Source organism: Streptosporangium sp. LJ11 (assembly GCF_051918945.1).
In the GTDB taxonomy this organism is placed as follows: Bacteria; Actinomycetota; Actinomycetes; order Streptosporangiales; family Streptosporangiaceae; genus Streptosporangium.
On record NZ_JBPXMB010000038.1, the window covers coordinates 1 to 19665 of the forward strand.

A 19665-nucleotide genomic window follows, 5' to 3' on the forward strand; every position below is an offset into this window, starting at 1 on the left:
CGTGGGCTGAAGCCGAAAGCGGGACACGTCAATCAACCTACCGAAGCCCACCGACAAAACCCGGAGACCCTCATCCGCGACCGTTCCGCGTTTCCTCCCCGCCCTGAAGGACGGCGCATCCACGCTGCAGGTGCTTGGTGACGGGACGGTTCCTCCCAAGCCGTGACGATCGACGAGCTTGAGACGATCAGAACGGTCTTCAACGTACGTACTCAGGTAACGGTCATGGGGGCGAGCCCGAGATCAGTCAGGACGGCGGCGCCACGGGCGGCATGCTCGCCACCGGCCAGCATCATCGTCCGCGCCACCTGGTAGCGGCAACCGGCGGCCTCGAACACGTCCGCGGTGGCGAGCAGGCGCTTGTGGTCCTGGTCGAGGAAGGATTCCGCCCGCTCCACGATGGCGCCGGCGACCGGGTTGCCGGCAGTGACAGTACGGGCGTCGGCCAGGCGGTCGCGCGCGTCGGGACTCCCGGCGAGAACGGTAGCCTCGGCGCGTATCGCCACGTACCAGTGAAGCCAGATCCAGGTCACCCACTTCCACACCTCGCCGGGTTCGGGCGCCATCCGCTCCATGGCCTCTCCGGCGTGCCCGTGATGGAGCATCCGCATCGCGTCGAAAAGCGCCCCGTAGCCGTACGTGCGCTCGGATGAGTCGCCGAGCCGATCCAGAACCACCTGCCATTCGCGCTCGTCGTCATGGGCGCCTCGGAAGTTGTGGATCATCGCCACCGCGGCGGCCGCCGGGCCGAGGGCCGCCTTGGCCGGGCTGCCGGCACGCCGCCACGCATCGAGGAAGCGCGTGCTGCCAGAGAGCAGTTCGTGGACGTTGCCCGCCAGCGCGCCGGCGACCAGCAGCCAGCTTGTGGCCCGATGGCCCACCTCGGCCAGTGCCGGATGGTCGGCCAGTTGCCGCCCCCTCCGGAGGGCGTCCGCCGGGTTTCCCACGCCGAGGCTGGTCTGAACGGCCATGCCGAGCCCGTCGATCAGTTCGTGGACACCGCCCGGCGTCTCCGGCTCGTCCGGCATGGAGGAGAGCAGCGTGATCCTGCGCCCGGCTGTGGCCGCGCAGGCGAACGTGTCACCGGCCCAGGCGTGTGCCGCGGTGAGCGCGTCGAGCGCCGCGGACTCTGCGAGCGGGTTACCGATACGGCGAGCCAGCTCGACCGCACGTTCGGCGCGCGCCAGCGTCTCCGGCACGGCGTTGTCGGCCGGGCCCTGAACCGCGCCGAACGCGTCGCTGAGTACCCCGGCCTCCGCCAGCGCCACGGCCGCCTCGGCGGCCGGGTCGCCACCGGCCAGCTCCCGCGCTTCGCAGACCAGGGCGACCGCCTCCTCCTCGGACGGGATCTGCACGAACGTGCTCGAGAACCGGTACGCGGCGGTGGCGGCGGTGGCCAGGTCCACGGCGGCGCCGGCGGTGTCCCCGGTACGGCGGGCGGCATCCGCGGCGGCGCGGTAGAGGCGGTACATGTCATCGCCGCGCGTACGACAGCCGGCCACCTCCGCGGCCTGCCGGAGCATGGACGCGGTGGCGGCGGGGTCGTCGGCGAGCGCGGAGGCCTGCTCGTATCGCTGCTGCGATTCCCCGATCAGATGGCGGGTGAACGTCAGCTCAGCCAGGTGCCGGGCCAGGCGGTAGGCGTCCGCGCGCTGCTCCGGTTCGCTCGCCGCCCACCTCAGCGCCGCGCGGAGGTCATCGGCGGCCGCGTCGAACCGGGCCCGCCAGTCCTGCCCGGCCGCCGCCAGGTCGACGGCCTGGGTGAGGCACCAGCGCAAGTGCCGGGCCCGGGCACCGGCCAGCTCACCGGTCTGGCTGAGCCGTTCCGTCCCGTACTGGCGGATGGTCTCCAATGCCCGGTAGCAGGTGCCCTGCGGGGACGCCGTCACCCCCAGCAGGCTCTGCTCGGCGAGCCGGGCCAGTCCGTCGGTGACCACGCCTATCGCGGATCCGGTGACCTCGGCCGCCGCCGATGCGGTGAACGGCGCCACGAAGACCGACACTCGGTGCAGGAGCTCCTGGTCGACCGGCTCCAGCAGGGCGTGACTCCAGTCCAGCACGGCCCGAACCGAGCGGTGCCGCTGATCGGCACGGGAGCCGCCGGTGAGCATCCGAAGCGGGTGGGACACGGCGGCGGTGATGCCGTCCAGCCCGAGCGTCGGGTAGCGGGCCGCGGCCAGCTCGATCGCCAGCGCCATGCCGTCCAGCCGCGCACAGATCGCGGCGATCTGGTCGTGCTGTGGCGTATCCAGAGGCCGGCCGGCTGCCTGCGCCCGCTCCATGAACAACGCGACCGCGTCCGACTCACCGGCCAGCGACAACGGCGGGACCTGATACACCCGCTCGAACGGCACCATCAGCCGGGCCTGACCGGTCGCCAGCACGGTCACTCGAGGGCAGGCCGCGAGCAGCCGCTCGAGAAACGGCGCCACCCCGTCCACAACGTGCTCGCAGTTGTCGAACACCAGCAACGCCTGACGCTCGGCCAGCGCGGTGACCACCGACTCGGTCAAGTCGCGGCCGGGCTGCTCGCCGAGTCCCAGCGCACCCGCGACAGCGGTCGCGATCATGCCGGGATCGGTGACCGGGATCAGGTCGACGAACCACACCCCGTCGGCGTACCGGCCGGCCACCTCCGCTGCCACCGCCAACGCGAGCCGGGTCTTGCCCACGCCGCCAGGACCGGTCGCGGTCACCTGGCGGTGCGCCATGATCATCTCGGACAGCTCTGCCCGCTCCCTGGCCCGGCCGATGAACGAGGTCAGCGGGGCCGGCAGGGGGACCGGTTCCCGATGAGGCCGATCGACGGTTGCGCGCTGGGCGAGAGCTCGCCGATCCGGCACGTCCAGCTTGCGCAGAAGTGAGGAAACGTGGCTTTCGACGGTGCGTACCGAGATGAACAGCCGCGCTGCGATCTCAGCGTTGCTGAAGCGAGATCCGAGGAGCTCCAGCACCTCGGCCTCCCTCGGAGAGATATCACCTTCTGCCGCCATGGTCGCATTCTGTCGCATCCGCTCCGTGCTCTATCCGGGCCAGCGATCCGTGGCCGGTTCCGTGGTCGGTTCCGTGGTCGGTTCCGTGGTCGGTTCCGTGGTCGCCACGGATGCTCACCGACCGGGCCGGGATGAAAGCTAGGAGCACAACAGATCGCGCTACGGGAGAACCCATGATCAAGACCGTGCTGCACCCCGTGTCCGACCTGGCCAGGGCCAAAAAGGTCTACGCAGCCCTGCTCGGCCTCCAGCCGGAGAACGACACTCCTTACTACGTCGGCTTCGAGGCCGACGGTCAGCACATCGGACTGGTGCCGAACGGTGGACCGCAGGGCATGACCGCCCCGGTGGCCTACTGGCACGTGCCGGACATCGAGGCGAAGCTCGCCGAGGTGACCGCCGCAGGGGCCACGGTGCGGGAGGCGGCGCACGACGTCGGCGGCGGCCGCCTGGTGGCCACCTTCACCGACCCAGATGGCAACGTCCTCGGCCTCATCCAGGACTGACGAGAAGGAAACCGCGATGACCTCCATTCACTCCGTCACGTTCGAAGTCCCCGACCCCGCGTCCGCCGATGACTTCTACGCCACCGCTTTCGGCGTGGGAGCCCACGTACTCGCCCGCGCCTCGCAGGCGCCCACGACCGGCTTCCGCGGGTACCTCATGTCGCTGGTGGTGTCCCAGCCGAGCACGGTGGACAGCCTCTTCGGCACCGCTCTGCAGGGCGGTGCGACCGCCCTGAAACCACCCGCGAAGAGCTTCTGGGGGTATGGCGGTGTCCTGCGTGATCCGTACGGCACGCTCTGGAAGATCGCATCGTCGTCGAAGAAGGACACCGGACCGGCCACCCGGAACATCGACGACATCGTGCTCCTGCTGGGCGTCGACGACGTCGCCGTGACCAAGCGCTTCTACGTCGAGCGCGGCCTGTCGGTGACCAGGAGCTTCGGTCGCAAGTACGTCGAGTTCGCCACCGCGCCCGTCAGGCTGGCCCTCTACAGCCGCCGCGCCGCCGCCAAGGACGCCGGCGTCCCCATCGAGGGAACCGGCTCACACCGGCTCATCATCGACACCGACGCCGGCACCTTCACCGACCCGGACGGGTTCACCTGGGAGGCCGCCTCCCGCCTCGTCCGGTGAACCCACCGCACCCCCTCCCTTGGCTGTGGAGATGATGAGCATGAGCATGGCCGGCCCTCCGGCCCGCCCCCTCGACCAGCGGATCCGCGACACCCTGGACCGGCTCGAACACGACATCGACGCCTGGTTCGCCACCGCCGACCCGGCCGGCTCGTCCTGCCTCGTGCCGTTGTCGTTCCTCTGGGACGGCCACACCCTGCTCATCTCCACAGCCGGAACCAACCCCACAGCCCGGTTCCTGGAAGCGACGGGCACGATCAGGATCGCGCTCGGCCACACGCGCGACGTCGTCCTCATCAACGCCGAACTCCGCGAGACGATCCCCACCGCCGAGATCCCGGACGAGGTCGGCGACGCCTTCACTGCCAAGACCGGCTTCGACCCCCGCGAACAACGCGGCGGCTACCCCTACTTCCGCCTGGCCCCGCGCCAGGTACAAGCCTGGCGCGAGGTGAATGAGCTCATCGGCCGCGACCTCATGACCGACGGCAGGTGGCTCACCGGTGACGCGACGCCAGGACGGGAGGCCCCCGATACCCGAAGAGCCGCGGTCACGTAGAGCCTCGGTTCCGACAAACACCGGGGACGCGGGCCGCGCGGGCCGGGCCGCCGTGCCAGGGAAACAGCGTGCGCGGTGCACATTTTCGGAACATGTCATGTTTCCGGACGGCAAAGATCGAATGACCGTAATGTTTCATGACATCAACGGCGGATCCGGAACTTCACCAGTCCGTTATGATCTTGGCTTGTCCCTGGCCTCTCCGACCCCCGGGAGCCCCCCGTGCCACCGCGCGAGCGTCTCCGCCGCCTGCTCGAAACGCACCGTTTCCAGCAGTTCATCATCGCCGTCATCGTGATCAACGCGGCCACCCTCGGGCTGGAGACCTCCGTGTCGGCCGTCGAGCGGTACGGCACGCTGCTCACCCTCGTCGACCACCTGGCGCTCTACGTCTTCGTCGCCGAACTGGCCGCCAAGCTCTACGCCTACGGCTGGCGGTTCTTCCGCAACCCGTGGAACCTCTTCGACGCCGCGATCGTGACGGTCTCGCTGCTGCCCACGGCGGGCGGGCTCTCGGTGCTGCGGGCGCTGCGGATCCTGCGGGCGCTGCGGCTGATCTCCGTGGTGCCGAGCCTGCGCCGGGTGGTGACCGCGCTGCTCACCGCGCTGCCGGGGATGAGCTCGATCGTGCTGCTGCTGGCACTGGTGCTCTACGTCACGGCGGTGATGGGCACGAAGCTCTACCACGTCACCGCCCCGGAGTACTTCGGCGACCTGCCCACCTCGCTGTTCACCCTGTTCCAGATGATGACCGGGGACGCCTGGTCCGACATCACCCGCGAGGTGATGGCCCAGCACCCCTCGGCGTGGGTGTTCTTCGTGGCGTTCATGCTGGTGTGCACCTTCGTGGTGCTGAACCTGTTCATCGCGGTGGTGGTCAGCGCGATGGAGGAGGAGCACGCCGAGGAGTCCATGCAGGCGACCGAGGACCTGGGCAGGGCGGTGCTCACCGAGCTGGCCGCGCTCCGGGCCGAGGTGCGGGAGCTGCGGGACCGGGTCCCGGTGACGCCGAACGGCGGTCCGGGCCCGGCCGCGAAGGGCCGCCCGCGCGCGGCGGGAAACGGCGCCCCGGACCCCGGGCCGCCCCTCGGGAACACGGCGGCGAACGGCGACGCGCGCCCGGAGGGAAACGGCGGCCTGGACTCCGGGGACACGGCGAGCGGCGACGCCCGGAACACCCCGTCGAGAACCGCGGCGAACGGCGACGCGCGCCCGGAGGGAGGCGGCGGTTCGGACCCCAAGGGCGCGCGAAGGAACGGTGGCGCGAGAAAGCCCGCCACCCGGGGGGCAGCGGGCCGGCGCCGCGGATCGGCGTCAGGTCAGCGCGAGTAGAACTCCACCACGAGCTGCTCGTCCACCGGGACCACGATCTGCTCGCGCAGCGGGCGGCTGAACAGGGTGAACGTGAGCTCGGCGTGATCGACGTCGAGATAGGCGGCGATCCGGTCGTCCGCGTACACGCCCTCGGACGCGGCGACGAAGGGCTGCATCCGGCGTGACTTCTCGCGCACCGCGATGACCTGACCCGGCTTGACCAGGTAGCTGGGGATGTCGACCTTGCGGCCGTCCACGGTGATGTGGCCGTGGGCGACGTACTGGCGGGCCGCGTAAATGGACGGGGCGAGGCCGGAGCGCAGGACCAGGGAGGCGAGGCGCGTCTCCAGCAGCACCACCAGCTCCGCGCCCGCACGTCCGGTGCCGCGCAACGCCAGGTCCCAGTAGCGGCGCATCTGCCGCTCGGAGACGTCGTAGTACCAGCGGAGCTTCTGCTTCTCCATCAACCGCAGCCCATAGTCACCGGTCTGCCGCCGGTTGGTCTTGCGACCGTGCTCACCCGGCGGGTAGGGGCGCTCCTCGAAGTAGCGAACGGCCTTGCGGGTCAGCGGCACGCCGGCCCTCCGGGACAGCCGCACCTTCGGTCCGGTGTAGCGCATGCTCACTCCTTTGTGGTTAGGTCTACCTTAGTTAGGCAAGGCTAATCTTACACAGCAACAGCTGTATCTCCCGACCTTCAAGGAGAGCCGGTCCATGCAGCCCGTCACCGCTCCGCCGATCCCCGAGCGGGTCCGCACCCTCGCCGCCACGGCCGCTCCCACCCACGTGTCCGTCTCCGGAGCCATCGGCCCCGCAAGGCCCGCCAAGGGCGGCGTGGACGGCGCCGGCCGGCCCGTGCTTCTCGTCCTGCCGGGCGACCCGCTCCATGACACGCGGGACGAGCCCGTGGTGACCGTGGATCTGACGTCGAACCGCTCGCTGGGAGAGCACGAGCTGTCGCGCGGCCTGCTCAAGGTGCAGGGCTGGGTGCAGGCCGTGCCCGAGGCCGAGGTGAGGGAGACGGCGGTGGCGATCGCCGAGCGCTGCCCCGACGAGGCCCTGTTCGAGGTGCTGGAGGGGACGGACGGCCCCCGGCTGCTCCGCGTCGACATCGGCAGGGTGATCTATCTCGCCGGGCCCGAGTCGGGTGTGCTGGACGCCGAGGAGTATCTCGGCGCCGCCCCCGATCCGCTGATGGGCGAGGCCGAGCGCATGCTCCGCCACGTCAACGACGTCCACCGCAGGCAGCTGGAGACCGCGCTGGGCTCCCTGCTCGCCGCGCCGGTGCCGGAGGCCTGGCTCTGGGAGCTCGACCGCTTCGGGGCGACCGTGCGCTGTGGCGTGGACGACCCGACGCTGATCCGGCTCCCCTGGCCCTCACCCGTCACCGACGCGGAGTCTCTCGAACACGCCGTGCGCTGCCTGCTCTGCCACCACTGACGGCGCCACCACCGACGGCGCCACATTGCCGGAGCCACTACGGGCGGGGGGCGGCCAGAGGTGGCCGGGAAGCGGTCAGGAGGTGGGTGACCGGAGGGCGATCGGAGGGCGGCCGGAAGACTGCCGTTCAAGCGATCGGGCGGCAGCCGTTCAATGGCCGGCGGGGCGATGTCTTATGTTTTATCGCCGTGGCGCCGTTTCCTGCCTCAACGGGAAATGGCGCCAGGCCATTCCGCGCGAAACCACCCCGGAAGCGGAATTATTCCCAGGGTGCGATCGTCCCGGGAGAAAGTCGCCTCGGGAACGGAATGTCAGCCCTCGGACACCACCTCGCTGGTGTTCCGGATGACCTGGTCGACGAAACCGTAGTCTCTGGCCTCGGTGGCGGTGAACCAGCGGTCGCGGTCCCAGTCTTCCTCGATCCGCTCCAGCGGCTGGCCGGTGTGGAAGGCGATCCGCTCGCGCATCGTCTGCTTGGTGTAGAGCATCTGCTCGGCCTGGATGGCGATGTCGGCGGCCGTGCCCCCGAGGCCCCCCGAGGGCTGATGCATGATCACCCTGGCGTGCGGCAGGATGTAGCGCTTGCCCGGGGCGCCGGAGCAGAGCAGGAACTGCCCCATGGACCCCGCGATGCCCATGGCCACGGTGGCGACGTCGTTGGAGATGTACTGCATCACGTCGTAGATGGCCATTCCGGCCGACACCGAGCCACCGGGCGAGTTGATGTAGAGCCAGATGTCGCGCCGGTCGTCGTCGGCGGAGAGCAGGAGCAGCTCCCCGCAGATCCGGTTGGCGACCTCGTCGTTCACCTCGCCGCCGAGCACGACGATCCGCTTGCGCAGCAGCCGCTGGTACAGCTGGTCTTCGGGGACGATCTGGGGACCGCTCATGTCTTCCACCTACTCCGAACCCGGGGTTTTCGAATAACGAATACTCGCGACCATAGTCCCGCCGGGGACCGCGTTTTCCGCTCGTTCGCTGTCAGCGCTTTCCGCTGAAAGCGCAGCGTCCGTCATTCCGTTTTCCCGCCGGACCCGGCCGCTCCGTAACCGCACCCGGCCGCTCCGGAACCGGACACGGCGCCGTTCCGAAGCCGGTGTGGCCGTTTCGCGGCCACGGCACGGCACGGGCGTTTCGCGGCCGGGGCGTGCCCCGCCTCCGGCGAGGGATGTGATCCCGCCGTACGGGCGGCTTCCGGCGGCGGAGGCGACCCGGCCGGTACCGGCCGACCGGCGGCCCCGGGGAGCGGGCATGACCCGCGCACCCGTCCTCCGGGCGTCCCCATCGGCCGGCCGGTGCCGGATCGGCCCGGCCTCCGGGGCGGGCATGTTTACCCCCTCTTCTGCAGGAGAGGGGAACCACCGCATGGACAAGATTCCACAACGGGAGGAATTGCACCATGGGTGCCGACGACAAGATTGCCAACAAGGCCGAAGAGCTCGGGGGCAAGGTCAAGGAGGGCGCGGGACGCGCCACCGGCGACGAGCGACTCGAGGCCGAAGGCAGGACCGACCAGGCCGACAGCCGCCTCAAGCAGGCCGGGGAGAAGCTGAAGGACGGCGCGGAGAAGGTCAAGGACGCTTTCAAGAGCTGAACCTCGACCGTGTGGCGGGGGTCCCGGTTCTCCGGGACCCCCGCCGCCGCGTTCGGGGAGTGACTCCCCGGAGGCCGCCGGGCCGGGAGGCTTCGAACCGGAAGGCTTCGGAGAGAGCACTCCCAGGAGGCCGGGTACCTCCCGGAAGGGTGACTCGGAAGGGTGACTCCCGGAAGGCCGGGGTCAGGAGGCCGGGCCGACCTCCGGTTCCGGCGTCCCGTTGCCGGAAGTGCCCTTCCTGTCCCCCTCGCTCTCCTCGGCCCCGCCATCACCGCCATCGCCGTCCTCGGCACCGACCTCGGCTTCGGCCCCGTCGCCGACCCCGTCGTCGGCCTTGTCGTCGGCCGCCGCCTGGCTCGCACCCTCGGGGCTTTCCTCTTCCGGGGTACGGCGCGCGTCGTCGGGGTCCGCCAGCAGCGGCCGCTCGGGGAAGGTCGTGTCCGACCCCGACCGCTCCGCCACGACCCGGGTCTCGCCGTCGGCCCCTCGCGGGCCCGCGGGCGGCGGGTCCTGCTCGGGGGTGTCACGCTCGGCCGTGTCTTCGCTCACCTCAGGAGTCTCGGTCATGCCGATCCCCTCCCCTGGGAAAGTCCAAATATGTCGCCGGCAGGCATGGGTCCGGTCACCCGGGTAGGAAAACCCTCGACGAAGGGAGCGAGCTCATGACGGTCACCCGATTTCAGGATCTGCCACTGGCCGATCGCGACAGGACCTGGGACGGTGAGGCGGCCGAGAAACGCGTCCGCTCGTGGTCGGGCGCCACGGAGGAGCCCAACGACCGCTACCGGGAGGCCCACCTCTGGTACGACGGCGACGAACCGGAGAACTTCGGAAGCTACAAGCTCCCCATCGCCGACGTGATCGACGGCAGGCTCAAGGTGGTGCCCCATGCCGTGCGGGCCGCGGGAGGGATCCTGCAGGGGGCCAGGGGCGGGGTCAAGGTGCCCGAGGAGGACCTCGGCCGGATCAAGGCCCACCTGGCCAAGTACTACGCCAAGATGGGCGAGACCGCCCCGTGGGAGTCCTGACGGGATGACGCGCTTCGCGTTCGACTTCGACCCGGCGTGGCGGATACCGCTGCTGCTGTTCGGGGTGGGACCCGGCAGGGCCTTCGCCGAGGTCCGCGAGGGCGAGTTCTCGGTCCGCTTCGGCTTCTGGTCGCTGCGCACGCCCCTGTCCAACGTCGCGGGCACCACCGTGACGGGCCCGTACGCGCCGTGGAAGGCCATCGGGCCACACCTGTCGCTGGCCGACCGCGGGGTGACGTTCGGCACCAACACCAGGCGGGGCGTGTGCGTCCGGTTCCACACTCCGGTGCCCGCTCTGGTGCCCGGCGGTTTCCTGGCCCATCCGGGCGCAACCCTGACGGTCTCCGACCCCGAAGAACTGGTGGAGGCCCTCGAGCAGCCACGACGGACGTGAGCTGGACACATGACAGCGGAGCATCCGGGTAAAGGGTGCGTCTCAACCAAGGAGGGAAGACATGACGGCCGAAGGACAGATGCCGGAGGAGACTTCGGCGAGCGGGAAGCCCATGGTCGCGGCCACCCCGCGTGACGTCGTTCACATTCGCCTGGGCTCGTTCGCCCTGATAGCGGTGATCGGCCTCGGAGTGCTCGGCGTCGTGGCCGGGATCACCTGGCTCACCGTCGCGATGGCCGTGCTGGCCGTGATCGCGATCGCGGACATCGTCCTGGCGATGCGCCGGCAGTCACGTACCGCTCCGGGCACGACGACGGAAGCGGGCTGAGCCGCCGCGAGCGGCTCCCGGGACGCGCCCGCCGCGCGTCCCCGGCCCGGACACCTTCCGCCCCGCGCGGGGCGGTACGAAGACGGGCCGCCCTCACGGATGACGTCCCCGTACGACGGAGGGCGTACGTGAGAGGCCAACCGGTGGAGGACGGCCCGGTGGACGTTCCCGGCCAGAGTGGAGTGGACACCATGACGATCCCGTCCCGCTCCCGCCGGGCCGTTTCGCCGGTCCTCCCCACGCCCTGAGGCCCCCTGACGGCCCGCGAGGCGGGGTCCGGTACGCGGCGCGGCACGTGCCCGGAAGGCGCCCATGCCCCCGACCGCCCCCTCCGACGACCGCACCGCCTTCGACGACCGCACCGCGCGGCGTACCGCCCGCCGCCCCGTGCCGGTCATGCCGCCTCCGGTCCGCAAGACCGTCCTGACCCTGCACGTGGTGATCTCGGTCGGCTGGCTCGGGCTCGACCTGGGCCTGCTCAGCCTCGGGGTCGCCGCGCTGACGACCGGGGATCCGGAGGTGCTGCGGGCCTCCTACCTGGCCATGGACGTCTTCGGTGACGTGCTGATCGTCCCGGTGAGCCTCGGCGCGTTGCTGACCGGCGTGCTGCTCTGCCTGGGCACGCCGTGGGGATTCGTCAGGTACCGCTGGGTGCTGCTCAAGCTGGTGACCACGCTGGTCGCGGCCACCGCGTCCGTGCTCGCGTTGCGTTCCCACATCGAGACTGCCGCCGCCACGGTGTCGAAGGCCCTCCCCGGGGAGCTGCTCTCCCTGGATCTCGGCGGCGTGGACCGCGTCCTGGTCATCGCGCCGAGCGTCGCGCTGACCCTCTACGTGCTCAACGTGGTGCTCTCGGTCTTCAAGCCGTTCGGCCGGACGGCGTACGGACGGCGACGATCGGCCCGGCCGGATCGTGCGGCCGGGCCGCGACGGGCGGCGGCGACACCATCGGTGCCACCGGCACCGTGACGGCGAACGGCGCCGGGCGTGGTCACCACACCCGGCGCCGCCGCGCCTCGGCCATTACCGTGTTCTACCGTTTCCTGTCTTACCAGTGGGTGTGAAAGAAAAAGGGACGGTGATAGGACTGGAAGCCAAAAGGAACGTGGTGATTGTAGAAACCAAAGGGCGAATAGCGAGGGTAGAAGCCGAAAGGATTGAAGGGGTCGTGGCTGCTGCTTCCGGCGACCGCCGAGACCTGCTGGGTCATCGCGCTTGCGCCGGCGGGCTGAGCCGACACCGTCATGCCGACGATCAGGGTGGATGCCACCAAGGTTCCGGCGGCGAGAGCATGCTTGAACATGAAGAATCACTCCGTGTCTGATGGTTTAACCCGGCGTGCCGCCAGGACTTACAGGGCGCCGAACAGATTTCCAGGAAATATGCTGAATCGACGACACGTAAGACGCTAGTTCACAGGCATAAGGACTTTCTCCCCAGAGAGGACAAAGCCTTGGTCCGGGATTGTCGCCGGAAAGGAAAGGCGGAGGTTACACCGGAGTGGAGATCACGAACCCGCCCGCACCGGGAATCCGCACCCCGTCCGCCATCCCTCCGACCACCCCGTCCGCCGCCCCTCCGACCACCCCGTCCGCCGCCCCTCCGGTCATCCCGTCCGCCGCCCCGTCCGGCGTACCGGCAGCTGGAAACGGCCGGTCCACCCCAGCCGGTCCAGCAGGTAGGCCACCCCGCGCGCGGTGTAGGAGACCTGGAACCTCTCCGCGATCAGCGCGGCGACACGCTCGGTGGTCCAGCGGCTGTCGGCCCAGCCGTGGGCGGCGGCGCCCTCGTCCAGGGCCTCCTCCAACCGCGCCAGTTGCTCGTCGGTGAGCTTGCGGCCGCTACCGGTGCCCTTGGAGGCCAGTGCCGCCCTGCCGCCCCGCCGCCAGAGCGCGTACCACTCGTAGGCGGACTTCCGGGTGATTCCCAGCAGCCGGGCCACCCGCGCCGGCGCGATCTCCCCCGCGAACATGTCCGCGGCCTGGAACCGCAGCCTCTCGCGCCTGGCCCGCTCCTGGGCGGACAGCCCACCGCCCCTGTCTGAATATCTCATACTTTAAGGCTCTCACCTGGGCAAATAGGATCTAACAGGCACCCACCTTGTGTCACCCCCGTCTTTCCCGGTCAGGGCACGACGGCTTCGCGAGCCCGGCCCGCGAAGCCGTCCAGGGCGGCGGGGCCCCTTCCGGCCGGATGACTCCCCCCGGATCAGCCGGAACCGGGTCAGCGGGACGCGGGGATCCGCGCGGAGGGGTGGGCGTTCAGGAACTCGTCCAGGACGAGGGTGGCGGCTCCGTGGGCCACGGCGTCGGGGCCGAGGCGGCCCAGGACGATGGAGGTCGCCGCGTACGGCCGGGGCAGGGAGTTCTCCGCCGAGGCGGCGCGGATGTCGTCGAGCAGGTGCCGGCCGAGCAGGAGCCCGAGCCAGCCGCCGATGACGATCCGCTCGGGGTTGATGAGGTTGATCAGGTTGGACAGGCCGACGCCCAGGTAGGTGACGGTCTGGGTGATCACCGGCGATCTGGACTCCACCAGGGCGGCCAGCTCGGCCTGCCAGTCGGTCGTCCGGGTGGGCACCCCGGCGCGGTCGAGGATGCCCTCGGCCCCGATGTAGGCCTCCAGGCAGCCGCGCCCGCCGCACCGGCAGATCCGGCCGTTCACCACTATCTTGGTGTGGCCCCACTCCCCCGCGCTGCTGCTCACTCCGCGGAAGGTCACGCTGTCGGAGACGATGGCGGCCCCGACGCCGGAGCCGATCAGCACGATCACCGCGTCACCGGACCCGCGTCCCGCGCCGTCGCTCTCGCGCCCCGGACCACCCGGGCCCGCCAAGCCGCCCGAACCACCCGAACCACCCCGGCCACCGGAACCGGGCGCGGTGCCGCCGGTGCCGCCGGTGCCGCGCCCCGCGCCGTCGCGGCCCGGGTCGCCGCCGCGGCGGAGGGCGGGCCACAGCTCGGCGCGTCCCAGCGCCTTGGCACCGTTCTCGACGAACAGCGGGAGCGTGGTGCCGGCCCGTAGGAGCGCTCCCATGGGTACGCCGTCCCAGCCGAAGGTCCTGGTGTGGATGAGCGCGTCGGGACCGTCCTCGACGATGCCGGGAACGCCCACCCCCACGCCGAGGGCCTGATCGGCCGGGACGCCCGCCTCGTCGAGGACGACCTCGACCCCGGCGAGGATGTGGCGCACCACGAGCTCGATCTGGTGGCCGCCGGGACGCAGGGCGTACTCGACCCTCGCCCGCTCGTTCATCTCGAGGTCGAACAGCTCGACGCGCACGTGGGTCTCGGCGACGTCGACGCCGACCACGTGGCCGTACACGGGGTTGACGCGGAGGATGGCGCGGGGGCGGCCGCCGTCGGACTCGGCCTGGCCGGCCTCGACGACGATGTTCTCGGCGAGGAGGTCGCCCGTCATGCTGCTGACCGTGGCGGCGCTGAGGCCGGTGAGCCTGGTCAGCTCGTTGCGGGTCACGGGGCCGCTGAAGTAGAGGGTCCGCAGCAGCATGGCCCGGTTGCCCTTGCGCACGTCGCGGACCGTCCTGCGCTCGGGCCTCACGATGGCCCACCTCCCCATGTCACGGCACATGGTAATTGAGAACTCGAAGATCTTCGCCCCGCCCTCGAGCCTCCGGACGGCCCCTGCCCCACGGGTGACCTACGCCCGCCTCTCCTCCGTGTTACCAAAGCGTTTCTTAAGGGGACTGAACTTTTTTCACATCTTACATTATCGTCCGTTGCACCCCCCATCAGGAGGAAGAAATGATCAGGAGAGTCACAGGGGCTGCGGCCGGTATGGCACTGCTCGCCGGACTCGTCGCCTGCGGCGGCGACAACGGGACGGCCTCGGAGGCCACGACACTGACCTACTGGATGTTCCAGGACCGCACCCCGCAGGCGGGGGAGGTCATCGAGAAGCTGCGTGCCGACTTCGAGAAGGCCAACAACGTCACCGTCAAGATCGTCAAGATCCCCAAGGACGACTACAACACCAAGCTGGGCAGCGCCGTCGCCGCCGGGACCGTCCCCGACGTCGGCATCCTGGACCAGCCGCTGGTCGCCAGGTACGCGCTGGACGGCACCATCAAGGAGATGCCCGCCGGCACGGTCGACGAGAAGATCTTCTACGAGGGCGCCCTCAACACCAACAAGGTGAACGACAAGCTCTACGGGCTGCCGCTCGACCACACCGCGGTGGCGCTCTTCTACAACAAGAAGCTGGTGCCGACGCCTCCCAAGACCTGGGACGAGCTCAAGGCGACGGCCGCGAAGATCCACCAGGCCGACCCGAAGACCGCGGGCATGGTCGTGCCGAAGGGCGACGGCTACGGCGGCTGGATGTGGCCGGGCTTCGTCGGGGGCGCCGGAGGCTCCCTCGTCGACGAGAAGAGCAAGAAGATCCTGTTCGACCAGCCGCCCGCGGTCGAGGCGCTCCAGCTCTGGGTGGACCTGCTGCCCTCGTCGCCCCGGCAGATCACCGACTCGGACAAGCCCTTCGAGAACGGCCTCGCCGGAATGATGATCTCCGGCCCGTGGGACGTGGCCACCATCAAGGCGGACTTCCCCGACCTGGAGTTCAGCACCGCCCCGCTGCCGTACAAGACCGAGCCCGCCGGCAACATCGGCGGTGAGAACGCGGTGGTCTTCAGCAAGGGCAAGAACGCCGAGCTGGCGTGGAAGTGGCTGACCTTCCTGACGAACGCCCAGAACAACACCACGCTGGCGCAGGCGCTGGGCGGCTTCCCGACCAACATCGAGGCGGCCGAGCGGGACGCGGCCACGTTCGGGCCCGACCAGGCGGCGTTCCTGGAGCAGCTCAAGGTCGCCCAGGCCAGGCCGGCGCTGCCGGAGTGGATCCAGATCAACGACGAGATCATCGCACCCGCCATCGAGTCGGCGCTGAGCGGCAAGGTCACCTCCCAGGAGGCGCTGACCGAGGCCGCGAACAAGACGCGCGCGCTGCTCGGCTGGAACGGCTAACGCGAAAGCGAGGCAAACGTGGCATCTCCGGTGCTGGCTGACAAGCCCGCCGTGACGCCTCCTCCCGGGCGGCGAGGCCGTCGCCCGGGGTTCGGGCGACGCGACCACGTCATCGGGTGGCTGCTGATCGCCCCCGCGGTGATCTACTTCGTCATCTTCCTGCTCTACCCCGCCCTGGCCGCCCTCTACTACAGCTTCACCGACTGGAACCTGCGGACGGCGCCGAACTGGGTGGGCCTGGCCAACTACACCGACCTGCTGTTCGACGACGTGAAGTATCCGCACTTCTGGAAGTCGGTCCAGGTCACCCTGCAGTACACGCTGATCGCCGTACCGCTGACGCTGGGCACCGCGCTCGTCCAGGCGCTGCTGATCAACGCGATCCGCCGGGGTTCCAACATGTTCCGGCTGCTGCTGTTCCTGCCGGTCGTGACCGCCGAGGCAGCCGTGGGCGCCATCTGGCGCTGGCTCTACGACCCGCAGTACGGCCTGGTCAACACCATGATCGGACTGGTCGGCATCCCGCCGCAGAACTGGCTCAACACCCCGGACCTGGTCATCCCGGCGCTGTCGTTCATCGCCGCCTGGCAGTGCGGCATCTCGATGATCATCTATCTCGCCGGGCTGAAGGGCATCCCCGACTCGATCCGCGAGGCGGCGATCATCGACGGCGCGGGACCCGTCCAGCGGTTCTGGAAGATCGTCGTGCCGATGCTGCGGCCCACCACCTTCTACCTGCTGGTCACCGGCGTGATCGCGGCGCTCCAGGTCTTCGGCCTGGTGTACGTGATCTTCTCGGGCGGCGGCGGCAGGAGTGTCACCGGCGGCCCCGAGCAGTCGGGCCTGACCTACGTCCTGCACCTGTACCTGTTCGCGTTCCGCTACGACGCGATGGGCGCGGCCTGCGCGATGTCGTTCATCCTGTTCGTCTTCATCATGATCATTACTGCGCTGCAGTTCAAGTTCGTCAAGCAGGAGGCGTCGTGAAGGCCGCGAGGAACGTACGGCTCGCGCCCATCTACATCGCGCTGGTGCTGCTGGCCCTGGTGTCGGTCGTCCCGTTCCTGTGGATGCTGGCGACCTCGTTCAAGCACGGCTCGGACGTCTACACCAAGGTGCCCAGCCTGCTGCCGCTCGACCGCAAGACCGGCGAGTTCTCCCCCACCCTGGAGAACTACGAGCACGTCCTGCAGGTCAGCGGGCTGGGCCAGGCGTTCGTCAACAGCGTCTGGGTCTGCCTGATCCTGGTGCCCGCCAAGCTCCTCGTGGACGCGCTGGCCGCCTACGCCTTCGCCAGGATCCCCTTCCCCGGCCGGGACAAGCTGTTCGTCGTCCTGCTCGCGGGCATGATGGTCCCCACGATCACGCTGCTGGTGCCGCGCATCCACGTCACCCAGGCGCTCGGTATGTTCGACTCCGGGTGGGGCCTGATCCTGCCCAACGTGGCCTCGGTGCTGGACATCTTCCTGCTGCGCCAGTTCTTCATGTCGCTGCCCACCGAGCTGGAGGAGGCGGCGCGCATCGACGGCGCGGGGCGGATGCAGATCTTCTGGCGCATCATCATCCCGCTGTCGAAGCCGGTGCTGGCGGTCGTGACGATCACCAGCTTCATCTTCCACTGGAACGACCTGGTCTGGCCGCTGGTGGTGCTCAACGACCCCGAGCTCTACACGCTGCCGCTGGCCCTGCAGCAGCTGGCCAGCAGTGAGTCCGGGCGGGCGTACTACATCATGGCGGGCGCGGCCCTGGCGGTCATCCCGGTCATCGTGGTGCTGCTGATCTTCCAGCGCCGCATCATGCAGGGGATCGCGTTCACCGGGCTCAAGAGTTGACCCCTCCCCCGGCCCCGCCCGTCGCGGGCGGGGCGCCGCGCGGCCGCGAGGATCCGCCGGCTGTGGGCGAGTCGATGCGCGGCCGCGAGGACATGCGCCGGCTCGTCACCGAGCTGGCCGAGCCGCTGGTCCCCCGCTTCAGCCCCGGGCGGGCGCGCCTGCGGCTCGGGGCGAACGCGGCCCACTACGGCGACGAGGCCGCCGAGCTGGAGGCGTTCGCCCGCCCGCTGTGGGGGCTGGCACCGCTGGCGGCCGGAGGGGGGTCCTTCGAGCACTGGGAGCTGTGGCGGCGAGGGCTCGCCGCCGGGACCGACCCCGGGCACGGGGAGTTCTGGGGGGCGGCGACCGACGTCGACCAGCGGCTGGTGGAGACCGCCGCGATCGGCCTGGCGCTCGCCCTCGCCCCCGAGGCCGTGTGGGACCCGCTGAGCGGCGCGGAGCGGGACAACCTCGCCGCCTGGCTGCTCCACGCGATGACCCGCGAGACCGCCGACAACAACTGGCGGTTCTTCCCCGTGCTGGTGGGGCTCGGGCTGGACCGGGTCGGGGTGCCCTTCGACCCCGGGCCCAACCTCGCCCGGCTGGAGCGCCTGGAGTCCTTCGCCCTGGGCGGCGGCTGGTACGGCGACGGCCCCACCGCGCAGCGCGACTACTACGTCCCCTTCGCGATGCACTTCTACGGCCTGGTCTACGCCGCCCTGGCCGGCGACCGCGACCCGGGCCGGGCTGAGCGCCTGCGCGAGCGGGCGTCGGCGTTCGCGCTCGACTTCCAGCACTGGTTCACCTCGGACGGGGCCGCCGTGCCCTTCGGCCGGAGCCTGACCTACCGCTTCGCCCAGGGGGCCTTCTGGGGCGCCCTGGGCTTCGCCGGGGTCGAGGCCCTGCCGTGGGGGGAGGTGCGCGGCCACCTGATGCGGCACCTGCGCTGGTGGCTGCGGCGGCCGCTCCTCGACTCCTCGGGCCTGCTGACCCTGGGGTACGGCTACGCCCAGCCCGCCCTCGCCGAGCAGTACAACGCCCCCGGCTCCCCGTACTGGGCGATGAAGGCGTTCCTGCCGCTGGCGCTCGCCGACGGCCACCCCTTCTGGGCGGCGGGCGAGGAGCCCGCGCGGGAGCTCCCCGAGACCGGCGTCCAGCCGCAGGCCGGTGTCGCGCTGATGCGGTGCGAGGAGGGGCGGCAGGTCGTCATGCTGAGCGCGGGGCAGCACAACACGTGGGTGCGGCACGGCGCGGCGAAGTACGCCAAGTTCGCCTACTCGACGTCCTTCGGGTTCAGCGTGCCCGCCGGCTCGTGGGGGCTGGAACAGGGCGCCTTCGACAGCACCCTGGCCCTGAGCGACGACGGGACGCACTGGCGGCCCTGCGAGGCGCCCGGGGACTTCTCCGCGCGCGACGGGGTGCTGCACGCCCGGTGGGCGCCGTGGCCGGACGTGGAGGTCGACACCTGGCTGCTCGCCCGCTCCCCGTGGCACGTGCGGGTGCACCGCGTACGGTCGGGGCGGGGGCTGCTGTCGGCCGAGGGGGCGTTCGCGGTCGACCGCGACCCCGTCGCGCGCCGCGTCGCCGAGGGGCCCGGCCACGCCCGCCTCGACTCCCCCGCCGGGCTGTGCGTGATCGAGGATCTCGGCGGGACGCCCGGAGCGGGAAGGGCCGGGGAACTCGTCCGTCCCCTGCCGGGGACGAACGTCGTCGTCCCGCGTACGGTCATCCCCACGCTGCGCGGCGAGCACGAGCCGGGCGAGCACTGGCTGGCCTGCGCGGTCCTCGGTCTCTCCGGCGCCGAGGAGCCCGCGGACTGGCCGGAACCGCCCGGCCTGGAAGGCGTCCTGGCGCTCCTCCCCGGCGGCCACCCCCTCGGGACCGGCTGACCGGCCGGCAGGGCGATCGGTTGCGGAAAACAGGTTCGAACGGGGTCCGACGGCACGCGACCCCCGGCACGACCGGGGATCGCGGCCGTACGGGCGAAGCCAAGGACGAAAAGGTGTCGAAGCAGGTCAGAATGGGAATTTTCCTCCCAGACCTACCTTTTCTCCCGGCTACGCTCTCGACCGGGAGGGTGCCACG

General features: G+C 70.5%; 20 protein-coding genes and 1 pseudogene. 14 read left to right on the plus strand and 7 right to left on the minus strand.

From position 1 onward, the window contains the following. Positions 1-212: 212 nt before the first annotated feature. Complete coding sequence (locus ACTOQ3_RS38505) at positions 213-2993, minus strand: ATP-binding protein (protein ID WP_440088613.1); 2781 nt, start codon at positions 2991-2993, stop codon at positions 213-215. A 173-nt stretch (positions 2994-3166) separates the two neighbouring features. Here ACTOQ3_RS38505 and ACTOQ3_RS38510 point away from each other — a divergent pair, with 173 nt between their 5' ends. From ACTOQ3_RS38510 to ACTOQ3_RS38525, 4 genes are all read left to right on the plus strand, one after another. Then, positions 3167-3499 (plus strand): VOC family protein, encoded by a 333-nt coding sequence (locus ACTOQ3_RS38510; protein WP_440088615.1) that lies wholly within the window; start codon positions 3167-3169, stop codon positions 3497-3499. A gap of 16 nt (positions 3500-3515) precedes the next feature. Next, positions 3516-4133, plus strand: coding sequence for a glyoxalase (locus tag ACTOQ3_RS38515; RefSeq protein WP_440088617.1), 618 nt, complete (start codon positions 3516-3518; stop codon positions 4131-4133). A 46-nt stretch (positions 4134-4179) separates the two neighbouring features. Then, the gene (locus ACTOQ3_RS38520; RefSeq protein WP_440088618.1) at positions 4180-4692 is read left to right on the plus strand and encodes a pyridoxamine 5'-phosphate oxidase family protein; all 513 of its coding nucleotides are present in this window, start codon (positions 4180-4182) and stop codon (positions 4690-4692) included. Between the two features lie 222 nt (positions 4693-4914). Continuing rightward, positions 4915-6024, plus strand: a complete 1110-nt coding sequence (locus tag ACTOQ3_RS38525; RefSeq protein WP_440088619.1) for an ion transporter — start codon at positions 4915-4917, stop codon at positions 6022-6024. Here the strand turns inward: ACTOQ3_RS38525 and rpsD are convergent. After that, positions 6012-6626 carry a 30S ribosomal protein S4 gene (rpsD, locus tag ACTOQ3_RS38530; RefSeq protein WP_440071607.1) on the minus strand — a complete coding sequence of 205 codons (615 nt, stop codon included), beginning with the start codon at positions 6624-6626 and terminating at the stop codon, positions 6012-6014. The two genes, ACTOQ3_RS38525 and rpsD, sit on opposite strands and share 13 nt — an antisense overlap. A 94-nt stretch (positions 6627-6720) precedes the next feature. On the opposite strand from rpsD, the gene ACTOQ3_RS38535 reads away from it, so the two are divergent. After that, the gene (locus ACTOQ3_RS38535) at positions 6721-7446 is read left to right on the plus strand and encodes a DUF2470 domain-containing protein (RefSeq protein ID WP_440088620.1); all 726 of its coding nucleotides are present in this window, start codon (positions 6721-6723) and stop codon (positions 7444-7446) included. 311 nt (positions 7447-7757) lie between these two features. On the opposite strand, the gene ACTOQ3_RS38540 is transcribed toward ACTOQ3_RS38535, so the two are convergent. Further along, the gene (locus ACTOQ3_RS38540; protein WP_440088621.1) at positions 7758-8336 is read right to left on the minus strand and encodes a ClpP family protease; all 579 of its coding nucleotides are present in this window, start codon (positions 8334-8336) and stop codon (positions 7758-7760) included. Positions 8337-8845: 509 nt separating this feature from the next. Between ACTOQ3_RS38540 and ACTOQ3_RS38545 the strand changes: the two genes are divergently transcribed. Continuing rightward, positions 8846-9040: a CsbD family protein gene (locus ACTOQ3_RS38545; protein WP_440088622.1), complete on the plus strand. Its 195-nt coding sequence runs from the start codon at positions 8846-8848 to the stop codon at positions 9038-9040. A 183-nt stretch (positions 9041-9223) separates the two neighbouring features. Here ACTOQ3_RS38545 and ACTOQ3_RS38550 read toward each other — a convergent pair whose 3' ends face one another. Further along, a complete protein-coding gene (locus tag ACTOQ3_RS38550) occupies positions 9224-9589 on the minus strand; it encodes a hypothetical protein (protein ID WP_440088623.1) in 366 nt (121 codons plus the stop codon). A gap of 113 nt (positions 9590-9702) precedes the next feature. Here ACTOQ3_RS38550 and ACTOQ3_RS38555 point away from each other — a divergent pair, with 113 nt between their 5' ends. The 4 genes from ACTOQ3_RS38555 (at position 9703) to ACTOQ3_RS38570 (ending at position 11759) form a co-directional block, all read left to right on the plus strand. Next, positions 9703-10068, plus strand: coding sequence for a hypothetical protein (locus tag ACTOQ3_RS38555; protein ID WP_440088625.1), 366 nt, complete (start codon positions 9703-9705; stop codon positions 10066-10068). A 4-nt stretch (positions 10069-10072) separates the two neighbouring features. Continuing rightward, positions 10073-10462, plus strand: coding sequence for a hypothetical protein (locus ACTOQ3_RS38560; protein WP_440088626.1), 390 nt, complete (start codon positions 10073-10075; stop codon positions 10460-10462). 61 nt (positions 10463-10523) lie between these two features. Beyond that, a complete protein-coding gene (locus tag ACTOQ3_RS38565; RefSeq protein WP_362845834.1) occupies positions 10524-10790 on the plus strand; it encodes a hypothetical protein in 267 nt (88 codons plus the stop codon). A gap of 312 nt (positions 10791-11102) precedes the next feature. Beyond that, positions 11103-11759 (plus strand): hypothetical protein, encoded by a 657-nt coding sequence (locus tag ACTOQ3_RS38570; RefSeq protein WP_440088628.1) that lies wholly within the window; start codon positions 11103-11105, stop codon positions 11757-11759. A 79-nt stretch (positions 11760-11838) separates the two neighbouring features. On the opposite strand, the gene ACTOQ3_RS38575 is transcribed toward ACTOQ3_RS38570, so the two are convergent. The 3 genes and pseudogenes from ACTOQ3_RS38575 to ACTOQ3_RS38585 form a co-directional block, all read right to left on the minus strand. After that, entirely contained in the window at positions 11839-12093 is a 255-nt protein-coding gene (locus tag ACTOQ3_RS38575; RefSeq protein ID WP_440088629.1) for a hypothetical protein, read from the minus strand. A 312-nt stretch (positions 12094-12405) separates the two neighbouring features. Then, positions 12406-12843 (minus strand): annotated as a pseudogene (locus tag ACTOQ3_RS38580) (helix-turn-helix domain-containing protein); the annotation flags it as partial. Positions 12844-13013: 170 nt separating this feature from the next. Beyond that, positions 13014-14366 carry an ROK family protein gene (locus ACTOQ3_RS38585; RefSeq protein ID WP_440088630.1) on the minus strand — a complete coding sequence of 451 codons (1353 nt, stop codon included), beginning with the start codon at positions 14364-14366 and terminating at the stop codon, positions 13014-13016. 185 nt (positions 14367-14551) lie between these two features. On the opposite strand from ACTOQ3_RS38585, the gene ACTOQ3_RS38590 reads away from it, so the two are divergent. The 4 genes from ACTOQ3_RS38590 (at position 14552) to ACTOQ3_RS38605 (ending at position 19469) form a co-directional block, all read left to right on the plus strand. Then, on the plus strand, positions 14552-15769 hold the full coding sequence (locus ACTOQ3_RS38590; RefSeq protein ID WP_440088631.1) for an ABC transporter substrate-binding protein: 1218 nt from the start codon (positions 14552-14554) through the stop codon (positions 15767-15769). An 18-nt stretch (positions 15770-15787) separates the two neighbouring features. Further along, positions 15788-16756 carry a carbohydrate ABC transporter permease gene (locus ACTOQ3_RS38595; RefSeq protein ID WP_440088633.1) on the plus strand — a complete coding sequence of 323 codons (969 nt, stop codon included), beginning with the start codon at positions 15788-15790 and terminating at the stop codon, positions 16754-16756. Further along, positions 16753-17601, plus strand: coding sequence for a carbohydrate ABC transporter permease (locus tag ACTOQ3_RS38600; protein WP_440088635.1), 849 nt, complete (start codon positions 16753-16755; stop codon positions 17599-17601). Before ACTOQ3_RS38595 ends, ACTOQ3_RS38600 begins: the two co-directional genes overlap by 4 nt. 62 nt (positions 17602-17663) lie before the next feature. Continuing rightward, the gene (locus tag ACTOQ3_RS38605; RefSeq protein ID WP_440088637.1) at positions 17664-19469 is read left to right on the plus strand and encodes a DUF2264 domain-containing protein; all 1806 of its coding nucleotides are present in this window, start codon (positions 17664-17666) and stop codon (positions 19467-19469) included. The last annotated feature ends 196 nt before the right edge of the window (positions 19470-19665 follow it).

Coding starts and splice junctions, on each gene's coding strand:
- ACTOQ3_RS38505 (WP_440088613.1), bottom strand. CDS start 2,993: ATGGCGGCAGAAGGTGATATCTCTCCGAGGGAGGCCGAGGTGCTGGAG.
- ACTOQ3_RS38510 (WP_440088615.1), top strand. CDS start 3,167: ATGATCAAGACCGTGCTGCACCCCGTGTCCGACCTGGCCAGGGCCAAA.
- ACTOQ3_RS38515 (WP_440088617.1), top strand. CDS start 3,516: ATGACCTCCATTCACTCCGTCACGTTCGAAGTCCCCGACCCCGCGTCC.
- ACTOQ3_RS38520 (WP_440088618.1), top strand. CDS start 4,180: ATGGCCGGCCCTCCGGCCCGCCCCCTCGACCAGCGGATCCGCGACACC.
- rpsD (WP_440071607.1), bottom strand. CDS start 6,626: ATGCGCTACACCGGACCGAAGGTGCGGCTGTCCCGGAGGGCCGGCGTG.
- ACTOQ3_RS38535 (WP_440088620.1), top strand. CDS start 6,721: ATGCAGCCCGTCACCGCTCCGCCGATCCCCGAGCGGGTCCGCACCCTC.
- ACTOQ3_RS38540 (WP_440088621.1), bottom strand. CDS start 8,336: ATGAGCGGTCCCCAGATCGTCCCCGAAGACCAGCTGTACCAGCGGCTG.
- ACTOQ3_RS38545 (WP_440088622.1), top strand. CDS start 8,846: ATGGGTGCCGACGACAAGATTGCCAACAAGGCCGAAGAGCTCGGGGGC.
- ACTOQ3_RS38555 (WP_440088625.1), top strand. CDS start 9,703: ATGACGGTCACCCGATTTCAGGATCTGCCACTGGCCGATCGCGACAGG.
- ACTOQ3_RS38560 (WP_440088626.1), top strand. CDS start 10,073: ATGACGCGCTTCGCGTTCGACTTCGACCCGGCGTGGCGGATACCGCTG.
- ACTOQ3_RS38565 (WP_362845834.1), top strand. CDS start 10,524: ATGACGGCCGAAGGACAGATGCCGGAGGAGACTTCGGCGAGCGGGAAG.
- ACTOQ3_RS38570 (WP_440088628.1), top strand. CDS start 11,103: ATGCCCCCGACCGCCCCCTCCGACGACCGCACCGCCTTCGACGACCGC.
- ACTOQ3_RS38575 (WP_440088629.1), bottom strand. CDS start 12,093: ATGTTCAAGCATGCTCTCGCCGCCGGAACCTTGGTGGCATCCACCCTG.
- ACTOQ3_RS38585 (WP_440088630.1), bottom strand. CDS start 14,366: ATGGGGAGGTGGGCCATCGTGAGGCCCGAGCGCAGGACGGTCCGCGAC.
- ACTOQ3_RS38590 (WP_440088631.1), top strand. CDS start 14,552: ATGATCAGGAGAGTCACAGGGGCTGCGGCCGGTATGGCACTGCTCGCC.